The following is a 20,819-nucleotide window of genomic DNA, read 5'->3' as shown; positions in this document are numbered from 1 at the left end:
GGTCGCGGGATGGAAGTGCGTTGCTCGGCTTCAAGCCCCCACGCCGGGAGAGTGATCCTGTGCCCGAAAAGCCCCGTCGGCGGCAGCATCTTGTTTCAAGGGGATACCAGCGCAACTTCGCGGCGGACAACACCTGGGTGAGCGTCTTGGACGTGCATAGCGGGCAGACCGTCTGCGCAAGGCGCTCGATCGGAGCTAACTGGCGCATCGATGACTTCATCTCGGCGATCTTCCCCGACGGCACTGTGGACGACGCCTTGGAGCGGGAGTTTGGCGAGCGCGAGCGGGTGTTTCTGAGGGTCGTACGTGAGATTCGGCTGAACCAGCGGGTCGGCCCGGAGCAGAAGGACGCCCTGGATGATTTGGCCGCGGTCCATCTGGCCAGGAACTCAGCGTTCAAGGTGGCACACCAGAAGGTAGTGCGTGGAACGCTGGAGCAGGAGTGGCCCAAGCTTGCCCAAGACGAACGCTTGATACTGACCTTCGCCCGACAGTGGGGACGATCTCCGGAACCAGGTGAACTCGAAGCGATCGTCGCGTCTGCCGGCAATCTGTTTGTGTCCAGCCCGGACTTCTTCACCTCTGGGGTCCAGCACGCCGCCAGCGGGTTTCGCCCACTACTCGCTAAGTGGCGGGTTCAGTTGGTGGGTTGTGCCGACGAGCTGCCCGGTTTCGTCCTCTCCGACAACCCAGTCGTACACGGCAGACGGCGTGAGGGATTGTTCGGCTTCCTGCGCGCGGGCGCGATCGGCGGTGCGGACATGATCGTTGTGCCGATCAGCCGCCGCTTGGTCGCGTTCTACTCTGCGAGGAAGCTCCCTGACATCCTGATTCAGACCAAGAATTCGGTTCAATGGGTGAATGCCATCTTGATGCAAGTCGCGGAGCGCGAGGTCTTGTGCCATCCCGACGATGAGCAAGCGACCTCGCGACTCATACGGAACCTTGACCGTTACCCGGCAGCTAAGTTCGACAGCATCAACATCCACTAGCCTGGCCAACTCGCGGCGGTCCTCCGGCTCAATCTGCTTGCGTGCCTCAACCGCCTCACCGTCCCGGGGCCCACATGACCGCCCGCACCGGAAGCGGCAGAAGCGTGCGTTCTCTGGTTCACGGCTCGGAAGAAGCGCCTCGCGTCAGGACTCGTGAAGAGCCGGCATCCTCGCCGTCACGAGCCGTGCGGAGAGCCAAGGGAGAAGCTGCCCCGGACACTGGTTGTTACTCGGGAAGCCACGGCCGGCCCAAGCTGGAGGGCCGCTGACAGTAGCTAAGGCTGCTCCAGCCCTACGACGTGGCTGAAGCGATGAGCGCCTTTCTGGAAGATCTCGCGAAGCGACTCCGGAAGTCCCCGTTCCATGGACTTGTAGCTGACGTTGCGCTCCCCGGCGACAGCCTGCACGAGCTTGAGGTTGCGACCCGCGGCATATCGCTCGACAAGGTCCCATCGCATGTATAGGAAGTAGGAGCCGTATCCAGGCCCGTCAGCGCGACGGAAGATCGTGGCCAACCTGCCCTTCTCGTCCAGCATGTCGGAGTTGCCAGCCGCGACGCGCAGTCCCAACGCCTCGGCAAGAGGTGGCGCAGGGAAGACCACGCCGCCAACCTGGTTGAGTTGGCTGTGATGGTCCTCCCAAGCCCAGCGTCGGCATGTGCTCTCAACAGGAATCCCGCGTTTCCACCCCCCGTCGAAGTAGTCGAACGCGCGATCGTTGAACCGTCTCGCCCGCCCATGAGCGGTTCGAACGTCGCTGCCGTACAACGCTGACCAAGGAACCTCGCCGTGGTAGGTGTAGTAGTCCGCTCCACTCTCAGGGAAGCCACGGTCAAGGATCGCGCGTCCTGACTCAACCTCCTTGCGCAGTTGATCAATGGATCGAGGAGGGACGAACACGGACCTGACCCACCCTCGCGCCTCTCTCCCATCACCCGAGCCTTCATGCATCATTGCGTCGAGCAGCACCCAATCGCCAGCGATACCGTCTACCTCAGGCAACCGAACGACACTCGCGTAGTCGGGGTTCTGCCCGTTGGCGATCCATCCGTGCAGATCCGGGGGCGACGCCGCGAACACATCGACGTGCGGCGGGCTCCATCGTGGAATCTCCTCCGGAAAGGACGGGTCGATGTCGCTGTCGGAGGACCTTGGCTCGTGGAAGTACTCGCTCTTGAATCTTCCCTCGGCCCGCCGTAGGCCGTACATCTCAAAGAACGCAATCCACGAATACTTCTTTCCGTAGCGGTCGACGGGATACCCATCGCGCCTGTGTTCCGAGTAGCGGACGATTATCCTGTCGAGTTCGCCGAAGCGATCCGTAGAATAACCGAGCTGACGCATGCGGTCGGCGATTTGCTTCCGAACCCCCGCGTACTCCTTGTGATCGAAGTCGTAGTTACCCCTGTCCTCGACGAGGCGACCGATCGTGTAGTTGCCGAAGTCCATGTGGATTGCATGCTCGGGGTCCTCAGTGTCACGCTTGCGAATCCGTGAGACCGGGCGGAAGTGCGAGACTGCCTGGCCTGGAGCAAGTTCCAGCAACCGCCGATCTGACGCAGAGAGGGCTCTCGGGCGGAGCTTCCGCAGAATCTGAAGCACTCCAATCGCGTATCCGCGCGTGAGCGCATGCCAGGTTGAGTGAGGTGCACCCGGGCGCAGGATCTGTTCCAGAAGAACCAGGCCTAGCCCCGCAAGGGCGTCCCCGAAAGCCGACCGACTCGCCTCTCTCGCCCATACCCGCATGCACACGCCGTAGCATGCGGCCACGACGCGCTCAGTGACGTACGGATCTCCGATGGAAAGGACACCTAGAACCTCATCAAAGAGACGCTGGGGGTGTGCTTCACCTATCAGAACGAGTGCCCGGGTGGCTCGATCACGAATGGGCCGATCAGTTGTGGTCAGGAGCAGTGCCGCAGTTCTGAGCGCCTGAGCAGAAACCTGCCGCTCCACTTTTCCGTGCTCCTCGCGCTCGGCCCAAGCGAGCAGCCGATGAAGGTTCGAGTCGGGTTCGGCGGTCCGGACGAACTCCGACCACTCGACGTCACGCTCCGGCATCGACATCCTCGCAAGTCGGCCGACCAACCACTCAGAACCCAATGGATGGCCATCGCGCAGAGCGAGTCCCACGACTACCTCGTACGTTCGTGACCTGAGTTCCTGCTCGGGGCGCCTCAACAAGAACTCGACCATGTCCTCGGTTTCTGGCCCGAAACTGGAGGACGGGCGCCAATACAACCCCTCCAGAAACACGTCCACCACAGGGCTGACAAGACGTCGATCCTTGGGCAGGTAGGCGAGCAACTCTGTCGGTAAACCCTTCCGCTCAGCCAGCCGCCGGATGCGTTCGGGGAACTCAACCATCAAGGCCGAAGCGATCCCCGGCTCGGCAAACTGTCGCCCCCACCGGTCGAGCATGAAAACGGCTCCGAGCCGCCGATTCTTGAAGAAGCATCTGCGGACACTCGCCGAACTCGACGTGTCCAAGTGCGAGTCCAGGAGGTGCCGCGCAACAAGATGATCCGAGAACCGCTGGTAAGGCAGGATGAACACGTCGACGTAGCCACCATCCTGGTACCGCGCGTGCTCGATGAGCAGCCCGGAAGCCTTCATCGAGTTGATGATTGCGCCGGCCGCATCCAAACTCACGGCGGTCAGCGCCCGTATCTCGCACACCACCTCGTCGACGGTAAGCCACTCTCGACGCTCCGCTGCAAGGACGCCAGCCAGACCCCTGCGCCCGTTGCGGGGATCGCCCTTCATGATGAGCCAGCATGATCGCGGGGGGATGCCGTGAGCATTCTCGACTTCTGAGCCAACCTCCTTGACGAACCGCTCGAGGACGTAGGTCATGCTCTTCTGCCCCGAGGCGAGATCCCTCAAGTGGCTCTTCTGGGCTCGCTTCCCCAGATCCTTGATTCCCTCACACATAAGGCGAAGGAACAGTGGCCGAGAGAACTCCGACGTCAACAGCGGGACGTGGAGCGCCGGGAGGTTGTAATACCTGAAGAACTCCAGCTGCGCGTCAAACTCCTGCTCCTCGAATCCTGGGTGACGAAGGACCGCCATCCGCGCCCGAGCGGAGCCAGCGACGACACTTGAGTCGAAGGGAGTTCGACACGAGACAATCAGCCCGACGTTCTCGGTTGCCTCGACTGCGCGCAGGAGTCCAGGCAGGTTGCGGCGCCAAGTACTGCGATCAGACTCGTTGAGCGCATCGATCAGGATGAGCGCTCGACGGCCAGCAGCCTTGGCGCCGGCATCCAGCGCGTCAACAAGCGCGGCACCGTTGGCCGCGATTCCGGTCGCCTCGGCGATGGCATCCAGAGGTGAGATGTCAGTCCGAAGTGTGCTCGCAAGCACCACAAGCGTCGGCGTTCCGTCGCTGATCGCCTGCAGAGCGAAATCACACAGGAAGTGGGTCTTGCCAGTCCCCCACTCACCCAACAAGAGTGCGGCCTGTCTCTGGCAAACGAGGACACCCTCGGGGCCCTCCGCGTACTCCGACACCTCATCAAGTGCGCCGTCGAGACGTCGGATCGAGCCAAGCCGAGACTGCACTTGCTCCCGCTGGGCTACTCGAGACCTCTCCTGCTCGTCGTTCGGCCCATCTGACTTCGACGCCTCGATGCTCTGCAGCTTGGCGCGCATCTCATGATCCGCAGAACTCAACCGCGCACGAACCACCCTGAGGTGTCTGCGGAGCTCCTGCATGGTACGTCGCCGCGCAGACGCGCCGGACCCCGCCGCGAGGGCGTCTAGATCGGCCGAAACGGTAACGACGTTCACGACCCTGCGAGCGAACAGCCAGTCCGCGACGCGGTCGTCCCGGTCGTACACTTCGCTCACGATGGCGGCAAGAGCTCGGACTCGTTCGCCGAAGCCTGTCCCCTGAGCCAGTGCGTGGCCAGCCCACTCAAGGGGCAGAATCGCGAGATTAGGCGCTGCGGGGTCCAGCGATGGCGCATACCTCGGGCCGGCCGCACTCAACGTACGGCTGGCGACGTCTCGGAGACGGTCAAGCAGATGATCGGTTGGAGAGCTCGGCACTAGACACCAGCCACGGAGGACATGGCTGCTCTACGCAGCACGTCGGCACGTCTTCTCACATGACGATTGTCGTCGCGGGCGTCGAGATTCTGGCGGATCACGGTGATAGTGCTTGGCGTCTTCCGAGTCTGCATTCCCTCGCCAGACCTCGCGCCCACGGGGTTACTCGGAGGCGCACGGACCTCGGCATGAGCGCGAGACGTCAATCCTGCCTGGCAAGCATCTGCGAGAGTCGCTCGGCGATCTGGCGGTCGCGATCCTTCGCGGCGTGCTGGTACAGCTGCGCCGCTACAGAGGTCGAATGGCCGAGTCGCGCTTGAAGCTCGGCCGTCGTCGCTCCGACCTGGGCGGCTAGCGTGGCTCCGGTGTGGCGAAGGTCGTGCCACTTGAGGTCGTCCCTTCCAGCCGCAGCCCTGGCCTTGGTGAAGTGGCTGCCCATCACCGAGTGCCACATGTGGCCTCGCGCCTCGCCTGGGAACAGCAGCGAGTTGGGTCCAGGTCGGACGTAGGTCTCGAGGTGCTGCTCGATGATCGGCCAGACATGCGGAGGAATCGAGACGTCGCGGACGCCGGCGTCGGACTTCGGCGGCCCCACGACAGCTCCTCCGGGCGGGAAGGTGACCGCGCGGCGCACCTTGATCTGGTGGTTGGCGACGTCGATGTCCTTTCGGCGCAGCTCGGCGATCTCTCCGTAGCGGAGGGCGCACCAGGCGGCGATCATCACCGCGGCGCTGAGCCGGGGTGGCATGTTGTCGGCCATGACCTGGATCTCGGCGGGGGTTGCCGGCTCCACGGGACGCCTGACCGCCGCCGCGCCAGCACCACGAATGTGGACCGGGGAGGCCGCGATCAGCTCGTCGTCGACGGCGCTGTTCATGATCGCGCGCAGGAGGGCGTAGGCCTTGGTACGGGCTCTCGGAGTCGCCTTGTTGAGGCTGGCGTGCCAGGCCCGCACGTCAGGACGGGTGATCCGGTCAACAGGCTTCTTGCCGAACGTCGGCATCAGGTAGGCGCCGAGAACCTGGCGGTAGTCCTTCTGCGTCAGGGCCCGCAGCGGCTCCCCCTTCGAGTTGCGTCGCTCGTCGATCCACCGCGCCGCGTAGTCGCCGAAGAGCTCCTTGGGCGCAGCGGCGAGCCTCGCCTCCTCGGCACGCTCGCCCGGCGAGCTCCAACGCTCGTCGTCGATCGTCGCCTGGTCGATCCGCTTCTTCTCGTTGTACAGCCAGACGACTGCCAGGTCCTTGTTCTCGAAGGTCACCGGTGCGTTGTGCCGTGCCAGGTCCGGACCGATGAAGCTAGCCTGATATCTGCCCGATGGCAGCCTGCGGATGGTGCCGAAGTCCCGTCTGCCGACCATCGAGGCCTCCAAATCGCCCAGATCCGTGCACTCTACGTGCACTAAGAGAGCATACGAGCATCTACATCTGCTTACCAGAGCGTCTCCGTGTCGGTCGCGTTTGCCCTAGTCAGAGGCCTGAAATTCGCTGGTGGGCCCACTGGGAATCGAACCCAGAACCCGCGGATTAAAAGTCCGCTGCTCTGCCAATTGAGCTATAGGCCCCACGCCGGAGCGCCCTCGTAGCGTACCTAGCCGCGCAGGGCTCGTGCACACTGGACGGGTGGACGTCGGCTACCTCGGGATCGGGCTCGTGCTGGTGCTCGGCATCGCGGTCGTCGTCTACGGCTGGCTGGCCGACCGCACCGACACGAAGCGCCGCCAGGACGCGCTCACGCAGGCGCCCGACCGTCCCATCCCCGGCCTGCGCGACGACGCGCCGTCCCCGCGCTACCTGAGCCAGGCGGACGCCCTCCGGAACCCCCGCGCGAACGCCACCCCGCTCCCCGAACAGGGACGCAGCGACCTCCAGCGGCGCATGGCCGGCTCACCGAGCCTGCCCTTCGGGTTCGCCGACCCCGTCTTCGTCACGGACGCCGCCAGCGGCCTGTGCGTCCTCGACCACCCCCTGGTGCTCGTGGCGGACGACCCCGTCACCACCACCCGCGAACTCCTCGGGCTCCTCGAGCGGGCCACCTCCGCCGGCCGAGCGGTGGTCGTCGTCGCGCCGTCCTTCGAGCTCGACGTCATCGCCACCCTCGCCGTCAACTCGGCCCAGGAGACGCTCGACTGCGTGGCCGTGGTCGTCCCCGACAACAGCCAGCGCCGGACGCTGTGCTCGCTGGTGGGCGCGGCGCTGGTCCCGCGCGAGGACCTGCGCGCCGGCTACCTCCCCGACGCGGCGCTGGGCAGCTGCGACACCTGGGTCTGCGACGGCGCGCGCCTGTGGGTGCTGAACGCCGAGAAGGCCGACGAATCTCTCAAGTAGCGCTCTAGGTGATTTCTCAGGTTCGCCCGACGCCTCAGGCGTAGCCCAGGTCGTCCAGTTCGTCGTCGTCGATGCCGAAGAAGTGGGCGATCTCGTGCCACACCGTGATCCGGATCTCCTCCACCAGTTCGGCCTCCGACGACACCAGTCGCAGCAGCGGCCCGCGGAAGATGAGGATGCGGTCCGGTAGCACGCCCGAGTACTGCGAAGTGCGGTCTGACAAGGGGGTTCCGTCGTAGTAGCCGAGCACGTCGCCCATCTCGGCGTCCGGCTCCTCCTCCACGATCAGCGCACAGTTCTCGACCAGGTCGAACAGCTGGTCGGGGATCTGTTCGAGCGCCTCGTCCACGAGCTGCTCGAACCGCTGCGGCGACACCACCAGGGCCATGGCACCACCCTAGCCGGGCCCGGAGCAGTCGAATCACACGACTGTCATTTCGTGCTCCCACTAGGGCAATTGCGCCTGAAACGGTGACGCGGACAGGCCTCGCTGATTACAGTCCACAACTACTGGGGCAGCTGGGACGGGTGTGACGAACGTCACGGGGAAGACCCTCCCTCCTGCCTCACCGGAACGCCGATGACCGCCGAATGTGAAGGAAACCTGAGACCGTGACGCACGCGCTGGCCACCGCTCGCGCCGCCCTCTCCTGGGCCGTGCTCACTGCGTCCCTGCTCGCCTTCAGCCTCGTGGACGCCCCCGTCGCCCGGGCGGCCGTGACCACCTACACCGCCTCCACCAGCGTCAACGTGCGCAGCGGCCCCAGCACCAGCAAGACCATCCTCACCCAGCTCCAGGCCGGCGACAGCGTGATCGCCGCCGGCGCCGTCTCCGGCGACTGGCTGCCGATCAAGTACAACAACACCACCGCCTACGCGTGGGCCGAGTACCTCGACCCGAACACCAACCCCGCGGCCGTCACCATCACCGGACCGACCGGACGCAAGACCGCCACCAAGAACGTCAACGTGCGCCAGTCCGCGAGCCTCACCGCCGAGATCGGGACCATCCTCACCAAGGGCACCGAGATCAAGGTCACCGGCCTCACCTCCGGCGACTTCACCCAGGTGAACGTCGGCGGCAAGACCTCCTGGATCCACTCGAAGTTCCTCTCCACCGCCACCGACACCACGCCAGAGACCGTCGCCCGCTACACCACCACGGCGAAGCTCGCCCTGCGCACCACCGCGTCCGTCGCCGCGACCAACCAGGGCACGATCGCCACCGGCTCCACCCTCGGCACCACCGGCACCCACACCGGCAGCTACAGCCAGGTCGTGTACGCCGGCAAGGTCGGCTGGGTCATCACCGGCTACCTCAAGGCCGTCGCCGGCACCGCGGACGACCTCGTGCTCCCCCTGTCGAAGGGCGCCCGCTACGCCCTCACCGAGGGCGTCGTGATCCGCGCCGGCGCCGCGTCCAACGCCACCAAGGTCACCACCGTCGCCCAGAGCACGGCGCTGCGCATCACCGGCACCACCAAGGACGGCTTCACCGAGATCATCTGGAACGGCGGCACCGACTGGGTGGCCACCGCCGACCTCGCCACCAGCCCGCCGACGGTCGACCTCGGCTCGTCCAGCCTCAACAAGCTCGAGCCGTACGCCAAGGCCGCCGTCCTCGAGGTGCGCGCCAAGTTCCCGGCGATCAAGACCATCTACGGGTGGCGCTCCTCCAGCGCGTACTCCTCCGACCACCCCAACGGCCGCGCGATCGACAACATGATCCCCTCCTACAAGACCAACAAGGCCCTCGGCGACGCGCTCGCGCAATACTTCATCGACAACGGCAAGCGCCTGCACGTCACCTACGTCATCTGGCGCCAGCGCAACTACACCCTCACCCGCGGCTACTGGGTCAAGATGGCCGACCGCGGCGGCGACACCCAGAACCACTACGACCACGTCCACGTGTCCTTCGAGCCCAGCTAGACCTGCCCCCAATCCCCCCGGACCGAGCGGTCCCCGTCAGCCACCGACGGGGACCGTTCGGCCGTCCGGGGCCGGACCGGCCTGGTTTGGGACGCCACCGGCGCGCGCCGTATAGTGACGCCTCAGGTCCCCATCGTCTAGCGGCCTAGGACACTGCCCTTTCAAGGCAGCAGCGCGGGTTCGAATCCCGTTGGGGATACCACTGTCAGCGGATCGTCAGCGTCCGCGTCTCACGCTCCCCCAGCAACCAGCGTCCCGTGGACGCCAGGTCGAGGTTCTCCGGCTGCCAGCGCAGCGCGTTCATCATCGGACGGGCCACCTCGACGCTCGTGGCCCACGGCAGCGGCGAGAGCACCTCCAGCTGGGACTGGGTCACCAGGGCCAGCGAACGGCCCGTGGAGGCCTCACAGAGGGTCCGCAGGCGGCGTTCCCCCTGCTGGTCCGCTGCCGCCAGTCCCTCCTCCACGTTGGCCAGCATGGCGCGCTGGGCGTCCCTGCTGATCCACAGAGGTTCGCCCTCCATCGACAGCGACGTGCGTGCCACGTCCGCGCCCGCGGCCGGACGTCCGACCCGGCGGGCCGCCTCGGCCATCCGGGCGAGCCGGTCCGGATCGGCCAGCAGCGACTCGATCTTGTAGCCCACCGTCGTGGCGTAGTTGCAGCGGACGGCCGCGCCCTCCTCGAGCAGGTAGTCGGCGTTGCGCACCTCCTGCCCGGGGATCGGGTTCACGATCACCATCGGCAGGCCCGCGGCCATGCACTCCGAGGCCGACAGCCCGCCCGGCTTGCCCACGAACAGGCTCGCGACCCGCATCAGGTCGGCCATCCGGTCGGTGAAGCCGAGCACGACGAAGTCCTCCTCGCGTCCGGCCACCACCTGCTCCATCTCGGCCTTCAGCTCGGTGTTGCGCCCGCAGACGATCACCGCCTGGAACGGACGCCGGATGCGCAGCGCCTGGCGCACCACCTGCACGGTGTAGGCGCCGCCGGCGGCGCCGGCCGAGATCAGCACCACCGGCACGTCCGGACGCAACCCGAAGGACGCCCGCACGGCGGCCTCGTCCACCGGGCCGGACAGCCCGGCGCGCACCGGGATGCCGGACGCGCTCACCCGGTCGGCCGGGATGCCGATGCTCGTCAGGTACTCCCGGCTCTCCTCGCGGGCGGCGAAGAAGTGGTGGAACGGGGCGGTCAGCCACAGCCCCTGGAAGTCGTAGTCGGTGGTGACCACGGTCAGCGAGGCCCGCAGCTGCTTGCGGGCGATCAGCAGCGACGTGAGCCGCGCCGGCAGGAAGTGGGTGCAGATCACCACATCCGGGTCGTCGTCGCGCAGCTCGCGGACGAACGACAGCGTGTTCAGCTGCTCCAGCCACTGGAGCGGGGACGCGGCCAGCTTGAACGGCGGGTCGGCGTTGTCGTAGCCCCAGCCGACCAGCCACGGCGCCTGCGACACGAGCTGGAAGTAGGCGTCGTCGTAGAGGCGGTTGAACACCTCGTTGGTGGTCTCGAGGATGTCGAGGCGGTGCACGTCCGCGTCGGGCTCACGCGCCAGCACGGCGGCCTCCACAGCACTGGCAGCCTGGTTGTGGCCGGATCCCACCCCGGCGGCGAGGATCAGCACGCGTCGACCCATGCGGCACAGACTAGGGGAGGACGCTCCCGCGGGACGCCCGCCGGGCCCGATTTTCGCCCGGGCGAGCGCGTACGTTATAGTTTCCGGGCTGGCCCGGTAAGGGCTGGTGAGGCCTACCAAGGCCCCGTAGCGCAGTTGGTTAGCGCGCCGCCCTGTCACGGCGGAGGTCGCGGGTTCGAGTCCCGTCGGGGTCGCTGAAGCGAGCTATTTGCTTCGACGGCCAGGTAGCTCAGATGGTAGTAGCGTTCGCCTGAAAAGTGAAAGGTCGCCGGTTCGATCCCGGCCCTGGCCACGCACGCGATGGAATCTCCGATTTCATCGCGTTTCTGCATTTCTGGAGCCGCCTTTCGCTTCATATTCCGCTCCCAGTCGGGCCCGCTCGCCTCCCTCGCCGCGCGCCGCCTTCTTCGCCTTGCCCTCGTCTCCCCCACGCCTCCGGCTCGCCTCCCGACGCCTCCGCCTCGCCTTCCCCACGCCCTCCGCTCGCCTTCCCCCGGCAAAGTGGACCCAAACCGCCGATGTCGAGGGTTTCGGTCCACTTTGCGAGGCATTGGGGGTGCGGCGCGCTGGGCATCGGGGCGTGGGGCACGCGAAGCGTCGGGGGCACGCGAAGCGTGAGGGCACGCGAAGCGTGGGGGTGCGGCATCTAGAGCACGGGATGCATCACACGAAGCGTCGGGCGCGCCGTGCAATGCACGGGGTGCGGCACACGAACCTCGCGGTGCGGCCTGCACAGCACGGGAGTGCAGCATCCGAACGGCGAGGTGCGGCATTCAAGGCACAGGGTGCGGCACACGAGCATCGTGCGACACCACCATGAGAGTGCGGCGGCCCCGCGCCAAAGCGCAAAGTGGACTCATACCGCCGTTGACGGCGGTTTGAGTCCACTTTGCGGGAAGGGCGCGAGGGAGGGCCTCAGGAGACGAGGTGCTCCTTCTCGATGATGGCGTCGCGGAGCTCGCGGCGCTTCTTCTGCTCGGCCGGGTCGGGCACCGGGACCGCGGACAGCAGCCGCTGGGTGTACGGGTGCTGCGGGGAGTTCACGATCTCCGCGGTCGGCCCGAACTCCACCAGCTTGCCGTCCTTCATCACCGCGATGCGGCTCGACAGCATCTCCACGACCGCCAGGTCGTGGCTGATGAACAGGCAGGCGAAGCCGTAGCGCTCCTGCAGGTCGGCGAACAGCTGGAGCACCCGGGCCTGCACCGACACGTCGAGGGCAGAGGTCGGCTCGTCCGCGATCAGCAGCTTCGGCTCCAGGGCCAGCGAGCGCGCGATGCCGATGCGCTGGCGCTGGCCACCGGACAGCTCGTGCGGGTAGCGGTTCCGCATCGCCCGCGGCAGCTCGACGCTGTCGAGCAGCGCCTCCACCCGCTTCGACAGCTCCGCACCACGCAGCTTCTCGTGCAGGTACAGCGGCTCACCGATCGACTCCCCCACCGGCAGGCGCGGGTTCAGCGAGGAACCCGGGTCCTGGAACACGATCCCGACGTCACGCCGGAACGGGTACAGGTCGGCGTTGCTGGCGTGGGTGATGTCGCGCCCCGCCACGTGCAGCCGTCCCTCTGCCACCGGCAGCAGCGCCACCGCCGCGCGTCCGATGGTGGTCTTGCCCGAACCGGACTCCCCCACCAGGCCGACGACCTCGCCCGGGTCGACGCGCAGGTTGATGTTGTGCGCGGCCCGGAACACCGGACGGCGTCCCTGCTTCGGGTAGTCGATGCAGACGTCCTCCATGAACAGCGCCGGCGTCACCGCCGGGTCGCCCGCAGCCATCGGCAACGGGTTCGTGCCGTCGGCCACGAGCGACTCGCGCACGTCGATGCGCGTGCCCTCGGTCAGCGAGCCCAGGTGCGGCACCGCGGCCAGCAGCGACTGCGTGTAGGGGTGCTGCGGACGGTTGAAGATCTCGTCGGACGTGCCGTGCTCGACGACCCGGCCGTCCTTCATCACCACGATGCGGTCGGCCATGTCGGCCACCACGCCCATGTCGTGGGTGATCAGGATGATCGCCGCGTCCACCCGCTCGCGCAGCTCGCGCATCAGCTTCAGGATCTCGGCCTGCACGGTCACGTCGAGCGCCGTGGTCGGCTCGTCGGCGATCAGCAGCTTCGGGTCACAGGCCAGCGACTGGGCGATCATGATGCGCTGCCGCTGGCCGCCGGAGAGCTGGTGCGGGAACTTGTCGAAGCTGCCCTCGGGGTCGGGGATCTCCACCAGCCGCATCAGCTCCAGCGCGCGCGCCCGGGCCTGGGCCGGGGCCATCACGAAGTGCGTCCGCAGCGTCTCGGCGATCTGGAAGCCGACCGTGTACACCGGGTTCAGCGCGGTCATCGGCTCCTGGAAGATCACCGCGATCTCGTTGCCGCGCACCTCCCGCAGCCGCGTCCCGGACAGCCCGATCAACTCGGTGCCCTTCAGCTTGGCCGAGCCGGTCGCCCGTCCGTTGGACGGCAGCAGGCCGATCAGGCTCATCGACGACTGGGTCTTGCCCGAGCCGGACTCGCCCACGATCGCCAGCACCTCGCCGGCCTTCAGGTCGTAGTCGATGTGGTCGGCGGCGTCGAACCACTCGCCGTTCACCCAGAACTTCACGCCGAGGTCACGCACCTCGAGGATCGTGTCGCCCCGCTTGATGGTGCCGTCGCCGATCCGGCGCGACAGCCGGACGGCTCCGTCCAGGCCGGTCTCCACCTGCTTGCTCATCGGGCCCCCACCTCCGCGGTCGCGCTCTCGGACTGGATCCTCGCCAGCGCCTTGTCCATCTCCCGCTTGGACGGGATGCGCTTGGTGCGCGGGTCGAAGGCGTCCCGGAGGCCGTCACCGATGAAGTTCACGCTCAGCGCGATCAGGATGATGAACAGGCCGGGCCACCAGAACAGCCAGGGACGGGTCTGGAAGGCGCCCTGGTTGATCGAGATCAGGTTGCCCAGCGACACGTTCGGTGCGCTGATGCCGAAGCCGAGGAAGCTCAGGGCGGTCTCCAGCACCACCGCGGAGCTCATCAGCAGCGTCGTGTTCACGATGATCACGCCGACGGCGTTGGGCAGGATGTGCTTGGTGATGATGCGCCAGTCGGACGCCCCCGCGACGCGGGCGGAGTCCACGAACTCGCGCTCGCGCAGGCCGAGGAACTCCGCGCGCACCAGGCGGGCCAGCGAGGGCCACAGCACCATGCCGAGCAGGATGCCCAGGAGCAGCGGCATGGCCGCGTCCACCGCGATCCGGGTCTCGACCGACCAGCCGAACTTGTCCGGGGCCGCAGACAGCAGCTTGCCGAGCACGGCGCCGAGCACGATCACCGGGAGGGTGATCACGAGGTCGGTCACCCGCATCAGGCCGGTGTCGAGCTTGCCGCGGTAGTAGCCGGACAGCGCACCGACCACCACACCGACGATCAGCGCGGTCAGGCCGAGCACCAGCATCACCAGCAGAGAGGTCTGGACGCCCTTCATCACGGCGGCGAAGTTGTCGGTGCCGATGTTGTCCTGGCCGAAGGGGTGGTCGCCGAAGCTCAGCGTCGCCGCGGTGCCACCGAGCCACGTGGGCAGGGTGATCGTCGGCGCGCCGTTGTTGATCATCGGGTGGGTCGCCAGCGCGTTGTCGCTGTACTGCCACCAGCCGCGGATCGGGCCGATGCCCATCGCGGAGAACGAGAACAGGGCGATCGCCAGCAGCACGCCCAGGCCCGCCATGGCGCCCTTGTGGCGCACGAAGCGACGCCACACGATCTGGCCCTGCGAGAGGCCTTCGACCTCCTTGGCCTCGCCGACGCCCTCGCCGCGTCCGCTCTCGTCGCCCAGGACCGGCTCGCCCGGCTCCACCGGCAGCGTGCCGGGCAGGACGCCCGGAACGGCCTCGTCCTTGCGCACGTCCTCGGGCGGGACGGTGCCCTCCCCCGGCAGGTCGTCGGGGCGGATGCTGTCCTCGAAGGGACGATCGTCGTTGGTGTTCATGCGTTCACCCGGATCCGTGGGTCGAGGACGGCGTACAGGAGGTCGGCGAGCAGGTTGGCCGTCATGGCCAACGCGCCGGTGATCATGACGTAGGCCATGACCGGGTCGATCTCTGAGTTCTGCATCGAGTCGATGAACAACTTGCCCATGCCGGACCAGCCGAAGATCGTCTCGGTGATCACCGCGCCGCCGATCACCGCCACCAGGTCGACCGGGATGATGGACGCGAGCGGCATCAGCGCGTTGCGCAGCGCGTGCCGCACGATCACCACCCGCTCCGACAGGCCCTTGGCCCGTGCGGTGCGGATGTACTCCTGGGAGAGCACCTCCAGCATCGAGCCCCGCTGGTAGCGGGTGTAGCCGGCGAAGGAGATCAGCACCAGCGCCACCGTGGGCAGCAGCAGGTGGGTGAAGCGGTCGAGGTTGGCCATCCAGAAGTCGGCGTTGAGGTTCGGGGTCTGCGCGCCGATCGTCGCGATCGGGCGTCCGCGGATCACCGAGGAGTGGTAGTACTCCGGGTAGACCTGGAGCACGCGGTCGATGAACGTCATCACGGACATGATCAGGGCGACGATGACGGCACCGCGCATCGAGACGCCGCGGTCGGGCCCGCCCCACAGCCAGCCGATGAGCATGGCCACCGCGATGGCCGAGACCAGCAGCAGCACGATCTGCCAGAAGTCGGCGGGCACGTAGAACCACAGCCACTGGAGCCCGTAGTACACGCCCAGGCCGACCGCGGCCGTGGTCAGCGCCGAGTAGAGCGCGCGCTTGTTGTTGAGGCCGGCGAAGGCCATCGTGATGATGACGGCGAAGGCGAAGCCGATGATGCCGACGCCGAAGAAGCCCAGGCGCGGCGCGTCCAGCCAGCCGCTGAAGACGATGAAGGCCCAGGTGCCGCCCGTGATCAGGGTCGCGGCGGCGAAGACGAGGATCTTGCGTCGGGGGCTGCCGCCGAGGGCGCCCGCCCAGAACAACCCGAACACCGCGGAGATGACGGCCGTCACCGGCACGTTCAACGTGGGGTTGTCGAGGAAGTCGTTCATGCCGATCGCCATGAACTGCTTCAGCAGCACCGCCACCCAGAAGACGGGCAGCGAGTAGAGCACGAAGGAGACAAGGGTGATCGAGTAGTCGAAGCCGGTGTACTGCCGCAGCGCGCTGACGATGCCGATCATGATGCCCAGCATCAGCGCCAGGACGGTCGCGCTCAGGACGAGCGAGATCGAGGTCGTGACCGCGCCCTGGAGCTGGCTGGCCACCGTCTGCTGCGTCCGCCAGGCCATGCCCAGGTCGCCGCGGACGAAGCCGCCGAGCCAGTCGAAGTAGCGGACCCACCACGGTTCGTCGAGCTTCAGCAGCGCCACGCGCCGCGCGACCAGGTCGGCCTTGTTCGGGGAGGTGCTCTGTCGCAGGTCAGCCAGCGGGTCGAGCGCGAGGTCGACCATGAAATAGACCAGGACCGACAGCACCAGCAAGGTGCCGAGCGCGAGGAAGAACCTGCGCAACAGGAAACGGAGCATTCAGTGCCTAACGATGTCGACCAGCAACGTACTGCTGGGGCGTCAGGATATGACCTGACGCCCCAGAAGTGGGAATGGTGGCCGCGCGGACGCGGCCACCACCCTTTGTGCTAGAGCCTGATCAGCTGATCTTCCACTGCCAGAAGTTCCAGAAGATGGTCGGGCTGATCGACACCGGATCGATGCCGCTCAGCGCCTTGCTGTAGGCGGTGACACCCGGGAACTGGAAGATGGTGACGCCGAAGGCGTCGTCCACCATGATCTTCTCGATCTTGCTGACGATCTCGGTCTGCTTGGCAGCGTCGACCGTGGTCTGCAGCTCGTCGAACAGAGCGTCGACGTCCTTGTTCGAGTAACCGCTGAAGTTGTTCAGGCCCTTCGTGCGGTAGTTCGCGTCGGACTCGGTGACGCCGGTGCCGGTGGACTGCCAGCCGAAGAAGGACACGTCGTAGGACTTGTCGCCCAGCTTGGCGCCCCAGTCGTCGGAGCCGTTGTCGATGACCTGGAAGCCGGCCTTCTCCGCGGACTCCTTCATCAGCCGGAACTCCTGCTGCCGACGGACGTTGGACTTGGCGTACAGGATCCGGACCTTCGGCGACTTCGCGCCGGCCTCGGCGAGCAGGGCCTTGGCCTTCTCGACGTCGACGTTGGCGTAGGCGGTGCCCATGCCGTTGGCCTCGGAAACCGCGGCGTAGTTCGACGCGGACGGGATGACGATGAACGAGTTACGCACGGCGGCGTTCGGGTTGATCGGCTTGATGATGTTGTCGACGATCGTCTGACGCGGGATGGTCAGCAGGAACGCCTGGCGCACCTTCTTGGCCTTCTCGGCGTCGCCACCGTAGGTCTTCGGGTCGAACGGGCCGCCGTTGTTGAAGGTCGGGTCGACGTGCTCGTAGGTCGCCTCGTCGCCGGTGTAGACCTCGACGTTGTTGATCGCCTTGGCGGCGGTCAGGATGTCGGCGGTCGCCTGCGGCGAGATCAGCTGGACCTCACCGTTCTGCAGCGCCTGGACGGCAGCCATCGGGTCCTCGTTGTAGCGGACGGTGATGGAGTCGATCGAGGCGGTGTGCTCGCCCTTGTAGTTGGCGTTCTTGGTGACCGTCAGGTACTGGTTCTCCTTGTAGTCGGAGATGGTGTACGGGCCGGAGCCGACGACGAGATCCTTGTCATCGGGCATCTTGGTGAAGTTCCAGTCCTGGTTCCACACGTTCGAGATCTTGGACAGCGCGGCGGCGTCCTTGGTCTTGAAGGCGTTCAGGACGGCCTCGGCGGCCTTGGTCGGGTCGGCCTCGCCGAGCGCGCGCTTGCCGACGATGTGGGCCGGCAGGCCTGCGCCGAAGGCGGTCATGTACTGCTCCCAGTCCGCGAACGGCTTGGAGTAGGTGACGGTGACGGACTTGCCGTCGACGACCGGGAAGTCCTTGATCAGGGCCAGGCCGGCGGAGCTGGAGTCGAAGTACACCTTGCCGGCGCCGACGTCCTTGATGGTCCCGTCCTCGTTGTAGAGGCCGTCGGCGTCGTCACCGGTGACGGTGTTGAACAGGCCGCTCTGGGCGCCGTAGGCGAGGATCACGTCGGCCGCGGTCACCGGGACGCCGTCCGACCAGGTCGCGGTGTCCGCGAGGGTCATCTTGACGGTCAGCGGGCTGTCCGAGGTCTTCTCGTAGGAGCCGTACGACTTGTTGGGCACCATGTTGAGGCCCTTGTCGTAGTACATCCAGTTGTCGTTCGTCAGGTAGACGATGTTGGCATTGGCGGTGGCATTGCCGAAGGTCGTGACGTTGTTCATCGAGTACATCGGCTGGTTCCACATCACACTGACGGACGTGGGCTGAGCAGTCGATGCGGTCGACGAGGCGTTCGGGGTCGGCGGGGTGCAGGCGGTGAACGCCAGAGCACCCACGATCAGGCCCGTTGCCGCGGCAAGGAGCTTCTTGGTTGCCAAAGTTTCCTCCAGTCATAGAACGCCCACCCGGAAGCGCAACACGCGTCGGGGGAGCGCGAACAGATTGCTCAAAAGTACCCGTGCGACCAGGGGTCGGCAACGAAAGACGCTCCCGCGGACACAGTTCGTTACAGAAGAGCAACCTCACAACTCATCGCCTGTTGACCACGACCGTCCCCAGGACGAGGTCGTTCAGCCCCCGGCGCTCCGCCCCGATCACCACGGTGGGGAGCACGAGGCTGATCATCGCCGCCCGCGCCAGCGCCCGCCACCACCCCAGCGGCTGCTCGTCCAGGCGGACGACCGCGATGCGGGCGATCAACTGGCCGAAGCTCGCGCCGGCCAGGGCGGTGAGCACGGCGCTCTCGACGAAGTAGACGGCGAGGATCATCCACGCCCGCCAGCCGCCCTCGCGGAGGACGCCCACGCCGAACAGGAAGACCGCCACCACCATGCAGGCGCCCCAGTCGAGGACGAGGGCGGCGATCCTCGACCACCAGGAGGCCAGCGAGCCGCGTCCGGTCGGGGGCAGGCCGATGCTCGCGCCGGGGTAGCTGTCCTCGTCCGCGGTGGCCATTGCCCGAGCGTAGCGAACAGCTCCGTCCTTGCTCGGGGCGGCTGCTGGAGGGGAGTCGCGGCCGCGTCCCCCAACATGGACGCCGGCGGCGGCACCGCGTCCCGGTGGCATCCTTTCGGCGGCAGGGTCGTCACCCGGACGAGCGGTCTGGTGCAGCGTGTTACCGGGCTGAAACATGGACGCAACTCCTCGGTTACGGCGCGTGCCTAGCGTGTGCAGCGTTCAATCCCCTGACTTGTGGAGGACCAATGTTCCAAGGCGCCGACGACCTGTTGGCCTACATCAAGGACGAGGGCGTCGAGACCGTTGACGTCCGCTTCTGCGATCTCCCCGGCGTGATGCAGCACTTCACGGTGCCCGCCGCCTTCTTCGACGGCGACGTGTTCGAGAACGGCCTGTCCTTCGACGGCTCCTCGATCCGGGGCTTCCAGAAGATCCACGAGTCCGACATGACCCTCATGCCGGATCCCACCACGGCGTTCATCGACCCGTTCCGCCGGTCGAAGACGCTGTCGCTGAACTTCTTCGTCCACGACCCGCTGACCAAGGAGCCCTACAGCCGCGACCCGCGCAACATCGCGCGCAAGGCCGAGAACTACCTCGCCTCGACCGGCATCGGCGACCAGGCGTTCATGGGCCCGGAGGCCGAGTTCTACGTGTTCGACTCGGTGCGCTTCGAGACCAAGTCGAACGCCGGCTTCTACTACATCGACTCCGAGGCGGGCGCCTGGAACACCGGCGTCGAGTCCGAGTCCGACGGCCGCGGCAACCGTGGCTACAAGGTGAAGTACAAGGGCGGCTACTTCCCGGTGCCCCCGGTCGACCACTTCGCCGACCTGCGTGACGACATGGTGCGCAACCTGATCGGCGTGGGCCTCACCATCGAGCGCGCCCACCACGAGGTCGGCACCGCCGGCCAGGGCGAGATCGCGACCAAGTTCGACTCGATGCTGGCCGCCGCGGACAACCTGATGAAGTACAAGTACGTCGTCAAGAACACCGCCTGGGAGGCCGGCAAGACCGCCACCTTCATGCCGAAGCCGATCTTCGGCGACAACGGCTCTGGCATGCACGTGCACCAGTCGATCTGGAAGAACGGCCAGCCGCTGTTCTACGACGAGGCCGGCTACGCCAACCTCTCCGACCTCGCGCGCTGGTACATCGGCGGCCTGCTGCACCACGCTCCGGCCGTCCTCGCGTTCACCAACCCGACCGTGAACAGCTACCACCGCCTGGTGCCGGGCTTCGAGGCGCCGGTCAACCTGGTGTACTCCAGCCGCAACCGCTCGGCGTCCATCCGGATCCCGATCACCGGCTCCAACCCGAAGGCCAAGCGCCTCGAGTTCCGCTGCCCCGACCCGTCCAGCAACCCGTACCTGGCCTTCCCGGCCATGCTGCTGGCCGGCCTCGACGGCATCCAGAACAAGATCGAGCCGCCGGCCCCGGTGGACAAGGACCTCTACGAGCTGCCCCCGGAGGAGCACGCACAGGTCCCGACCGTTCCCGATTCGCTGGGTGCGGTGCTGGACGCGCTGGAGGCCGACCACGACTTCCTGCTCGCGGGCGACGTGTTCACCTCGGACCTCATCGAGACCTGGATCGACATGAAGCGCGCGGACATCGACGCCATCCGGCTCCGTCCGCACCCGCACGAGTTCGAGATGTACTACGACATGTGAGTTGTCGTCTCGACGCAGGCAAGGGCCTGGGACTTCGGTCCCGGGCCCTTCGCCTTTGTGCGGCCGGTTGTGCAGGCGGTGAGGGCCAGCCTTGGTGTGCGAGGGCCGGCCCTGCTACGTGAGGGTCAGCCTTGGTGTGCGAGGGCCAGCCTCCCTGAGCGAGGGCCAGCCTTGGTGCCGAGGACCAGCGCACCGGTACTGGC

Annotated in this window: 13 protein-coding genes and 4 tRNA genes; 7 read left to right on the top strand and 10 right to left on the bottom strand. The window is 66.7% G+C overall.

Annotated elements, in window-relative coordinates:
* Positions 1-59: 59 nt before the first annotated feature.
* Positions 60-992 (top strand): DUF4238 domain-containing protein, encoded by a 933-nt coding sequence (locus tag ACFQQJ_RS08395; RefSeq protein WP_377105634.1) that lies wholly within the window; start codon positions 60-62, stop codon positions 990-992.
* A gap of 275 nt (positions 993-1,267) precedes the next feature.
* Here the strand turns inward: ACFQQJ_RS08395 and ACFQQJ_RS08390 are convergent, their stop codons facing one another.
* From ACFQQJ_RS08390 to ACFQQJ_RS08380, 3 genes are all read right to left on the bottom strand, one after another.
* Entirely contained in the window at positions 1,268-4,834 is a 3,567-nt protein-coding gene (locus ACFQQJ_RS08390) for a hypothetical protein (RefSeq protein WP_377105633.1), read from the bottom strand.
* Between the two features lie 412 nt (positions 4,835-5,246).
* The gene (locus tag ACFQQJ_RS08385) at positions 5,247-6,413 is read right to left on the bottom strand and encodes a tyrosine-type recombinase/integrase (RefSeq protein WP_377105631.1); all 1,167 of its coding nucleotides are present in this window, start codon (positions 6,411-6,413) and stop codon (positions 5,247-5,249) included.
* A 116-nt stretch (positions 6,414-6,529) separates the two neighbouring features.
* Positions 6,530-6,605 (bottom strand) — tRNA-Lys (locus ACFQQJ_RS08380).
* A 58-nt stretch (positions 6,606-6,663) separates the two neighbouring features.
* Here ACFQQJ_RS08380 and ACFQQJ_RS08375 point away from each other — a divergent pair.
* Positions 6,664-7,368, top strand: a complete 705-nt coding sequence (locus tag ACFQQJ_RS08375; RefSeq protein WP_377105629.1) for a hypothetical protein — start codon at positions 6,664-6,666, stop codon at positions 7,366-7,368.
* 34 nt (positions 7,369-7,402) lie between these two features.
* Here the strand turns inward: ACFQQJ_RS08375 and ACFQQJ_RS08370 are convergent, their stop codons facing one another.
* The gene (locus ACFQQJ_RS08370; RefSeq protein ID WP_377105627.1) at positions 7,403-7,756 is read right to left on the bottom strand and encodes a metallopeptidase family protein; all 354 of its coding nucleotides are present in this window, start codon (positions 7,754-7,756) and stop codon (positions 7,403-7,405) included.
* 224 nt (positions 7,757-7,980) lie between these two features.
* On the opposite strand from ACFQQJ_RS08370, the gene ACFQQJ_RS08365 reads away from it, so the two are divergent.
* Together ACFQQJ_RS08365 and ACFQQJ_RS08360 are read left to right on the top strand one after the other, a co-directional pair.
* On the top strand, positions 7,981-9,300 hold the full coding sequence (locus ACFQQJ_RS08365) for an SH3 domain-containing protein (RefSeq protein ID WP_377105625.1): 1,320 nt from the start codon (positions 7,981-7,983) through the stop codon (positions 9,298-9,300).
* Between the two features lie 126 nt (positions 9,301-9,426).
* Positions 9,427-9,502, top strand: a tRNA-Glu gene (locus tag ACFQQJ_RS08360).
* Between the two features lie 3 nt (positions 9,503-9,505).
* Here the strand turns inward: ACFQQJ_RS08360 and ACFQQJ_RS08355 are convergent.
* Entirely contained in the window at positions 9,506-10,933 is a 1,428-nt protein-coding gene (locus ACFQQJ_RS08355; protein ID WP_377105623.1) for a glycosyltransferase, read from the bottom strand.
* A gap of 120 nt (positions 10,934-11,053) precedes the next feature.
* Between ACFQQJ_RS08355 and ACFQQJ_RS08350 the strand changes: the two genes are divergently transcribed.
* Both ACFQQJ_RS08350 and ACFQQJ_RS08345 read left to right on the top strand, forming a co-directional pair.
* A tRNA-Asp gene (locus ACFQQJ_RS08350) sits at positions 11,054-11,127 on the top strand.
* Positions 11,128-11,151: 24 nt separating this feature from the next.
* Positions 11,152-11,225: transfer RNA gene (locus tag ACFQQJ_RS08345), tRNA-Phe, on the top strand.
* 623 nt (positions 11,226-11,848) lie between these two features.
* Here ACFQQJ_RS08345 and ACFQQJ_RS08340 read toward each other — a convergent pair.
* From ACFQQJ_RS08340 to ACFQQJ_RS08320, 5 genes are all read right to left on the bottom strand, one after another.
* The gene (locus ACFQQJ_RS08340; RefSeq protein WP_377105621.1) at positions 11,849-13,639 is read right to left on the bottom strand and encodes an ABC transporter ATP-binding protein; all 1,791 of its coding nucleotides are present in this window, start codon (positions 13,637-13,639) and stop codon (positions 11,849-11,851) included.
* On the bottom strand, positions 13,636-14,889 hold the full coding sequence (locus tag ACFQQJ_RS08335) for an ABC transporter permease (protein ID WP_377105619.1): 1,254 nt from the start codon (positions 14,887-14,889) through the stop codon (positions 13,636-13,638). Before ACFQQJ_RS08335 ends, ACFQQJ_RS08340 begins: the two co-directional genes overlap by 4 nt.
* Positions 14,886-16,412, bottom strand: coding sequence for an ABC transporter permease (locus ACFQQJ_RS08330; RefSeq protein WP_377105617.1), 1,527 nt, complete (start codon positions 16,410-16,412; stop codon positions 14,886-14,888). The genes ACFQQJ_RS08335 and ACFQQJ_RS08330 overlap by 4 nt, the downstream gene beginning before the upstream one ends.
* A gap of 121 nt (positions 16,413-16,533) precedes the next feature.
* Positions 16,534-18,360: an ABC transporter family substrate-binding protein gene (locus ACFQQJ_RS08325; protein WP_377105616.1), complete on the bottom strand. Its 1,827-nt coding sequence runs from the start codon at positions 18,358-18,360 to the stop codon at positions 16,534-16,536.
* Positions 18,361-18,511: 151 nt separating this feature from the next.
* A complete protein-coding gene (locus ACFQQJ_RS08320) occupies positions 18,512-18,937 on the bottom strand; it encodes an RDD family protein (protein ID WP_377105614.1) in 426 nt (141 codons plus the stop codon).
* Between the two features lie 248 nt (positions 18,938-19,185).
* Here ACFQQJ_RS08320 and glnA point away from each other — a divergent pair, with 248 nt between their 5' ends.
* Positions 19,186-20,616, top strand: a complete 1,431-nt coding sequence (gene glnA, locus ACFQQJ_RS08315) for a type I glutamate--ammonia ligase (protein ID WP_377105612.1) — start codon at positions 19,186-19,188, stop codon at positions 20,614-20,616.
* Positions 20,617-20,819 lie beyond the last annotated feature (203 nt).

Origin of the sequence: Propionicimonas sp. T2.31MG-18, from assembly GCF_964266745.1 — a bacterium.
Taxonomy (GTDB): domain Bacteria; phylum Actinomycetota; class Actinomycetes; order Propionibacteriales; family Propionibacteriaceae; genus Propionicimonas.
Note: the sequence above shows the minus strand (reverse complement) of the source record. Positions and strands in the feature narration are given on the sequence as shown.

What these genes read in the sequence shown, in the direction of transcription:
- ACFQQJ_RS08330 (WP_377105617.1), bottom strand. Translation starts at nt 16,412, where the DNA reads ATGCTCCGTTTCCTGTTGCGCAGGTTCTTCCTCGCGCTCGGCACCTTG.
- glnA (WP_377105612.1), top strand. Translation starts at nt 19,186, where the DNA reads ATGTTCCAAGGCGCCGACGACCTGTTGGCCTACATCAAGGACGAGGGC.
- ACFQQJ_RS08335 (WP_377105619.1), bottom strand. Translation starts at nt 14,889, where the DNA reads ATGAACACCAACGACGATCGTCCCTTCGAGGACAGCATCCGCCCCGAC.
- ACFQQJ_RS08355 (WP_377105623.1), bottom strand. Translation starts at nt 10,933, where the DNA reads ATGGGTCGACGCGTGCTGATCCTCGCCGCCGGGGTGGGATCCGGCCAC.
- ACFQQJ_RS08320 (WP_377105614.1), bottom strand. Translation starts at nt 18,937, where the DNA reads ATGGCCACCGCGGACGAGGACAGCTACCCCGGCGCGAGCATCGGCCTG.
- ACFQQJ_RS08340 (WP_377105621.1), bottom strand. Translation starts at nt 13,639, where the DNA reads ATGAGCAAGCAGGTGGAGACCGGCCTGGACGGAGCCGTCCGGCTGTCG.
- ACFQQJ_RS08370 (WP_377105627.1), bottom strand. Translation starts at nt 7,756, where the DNA reads ATGGCCCTGGTGGTGTCGCCGCAGCGGTTCGAGCAGCTCGTGGACGAG.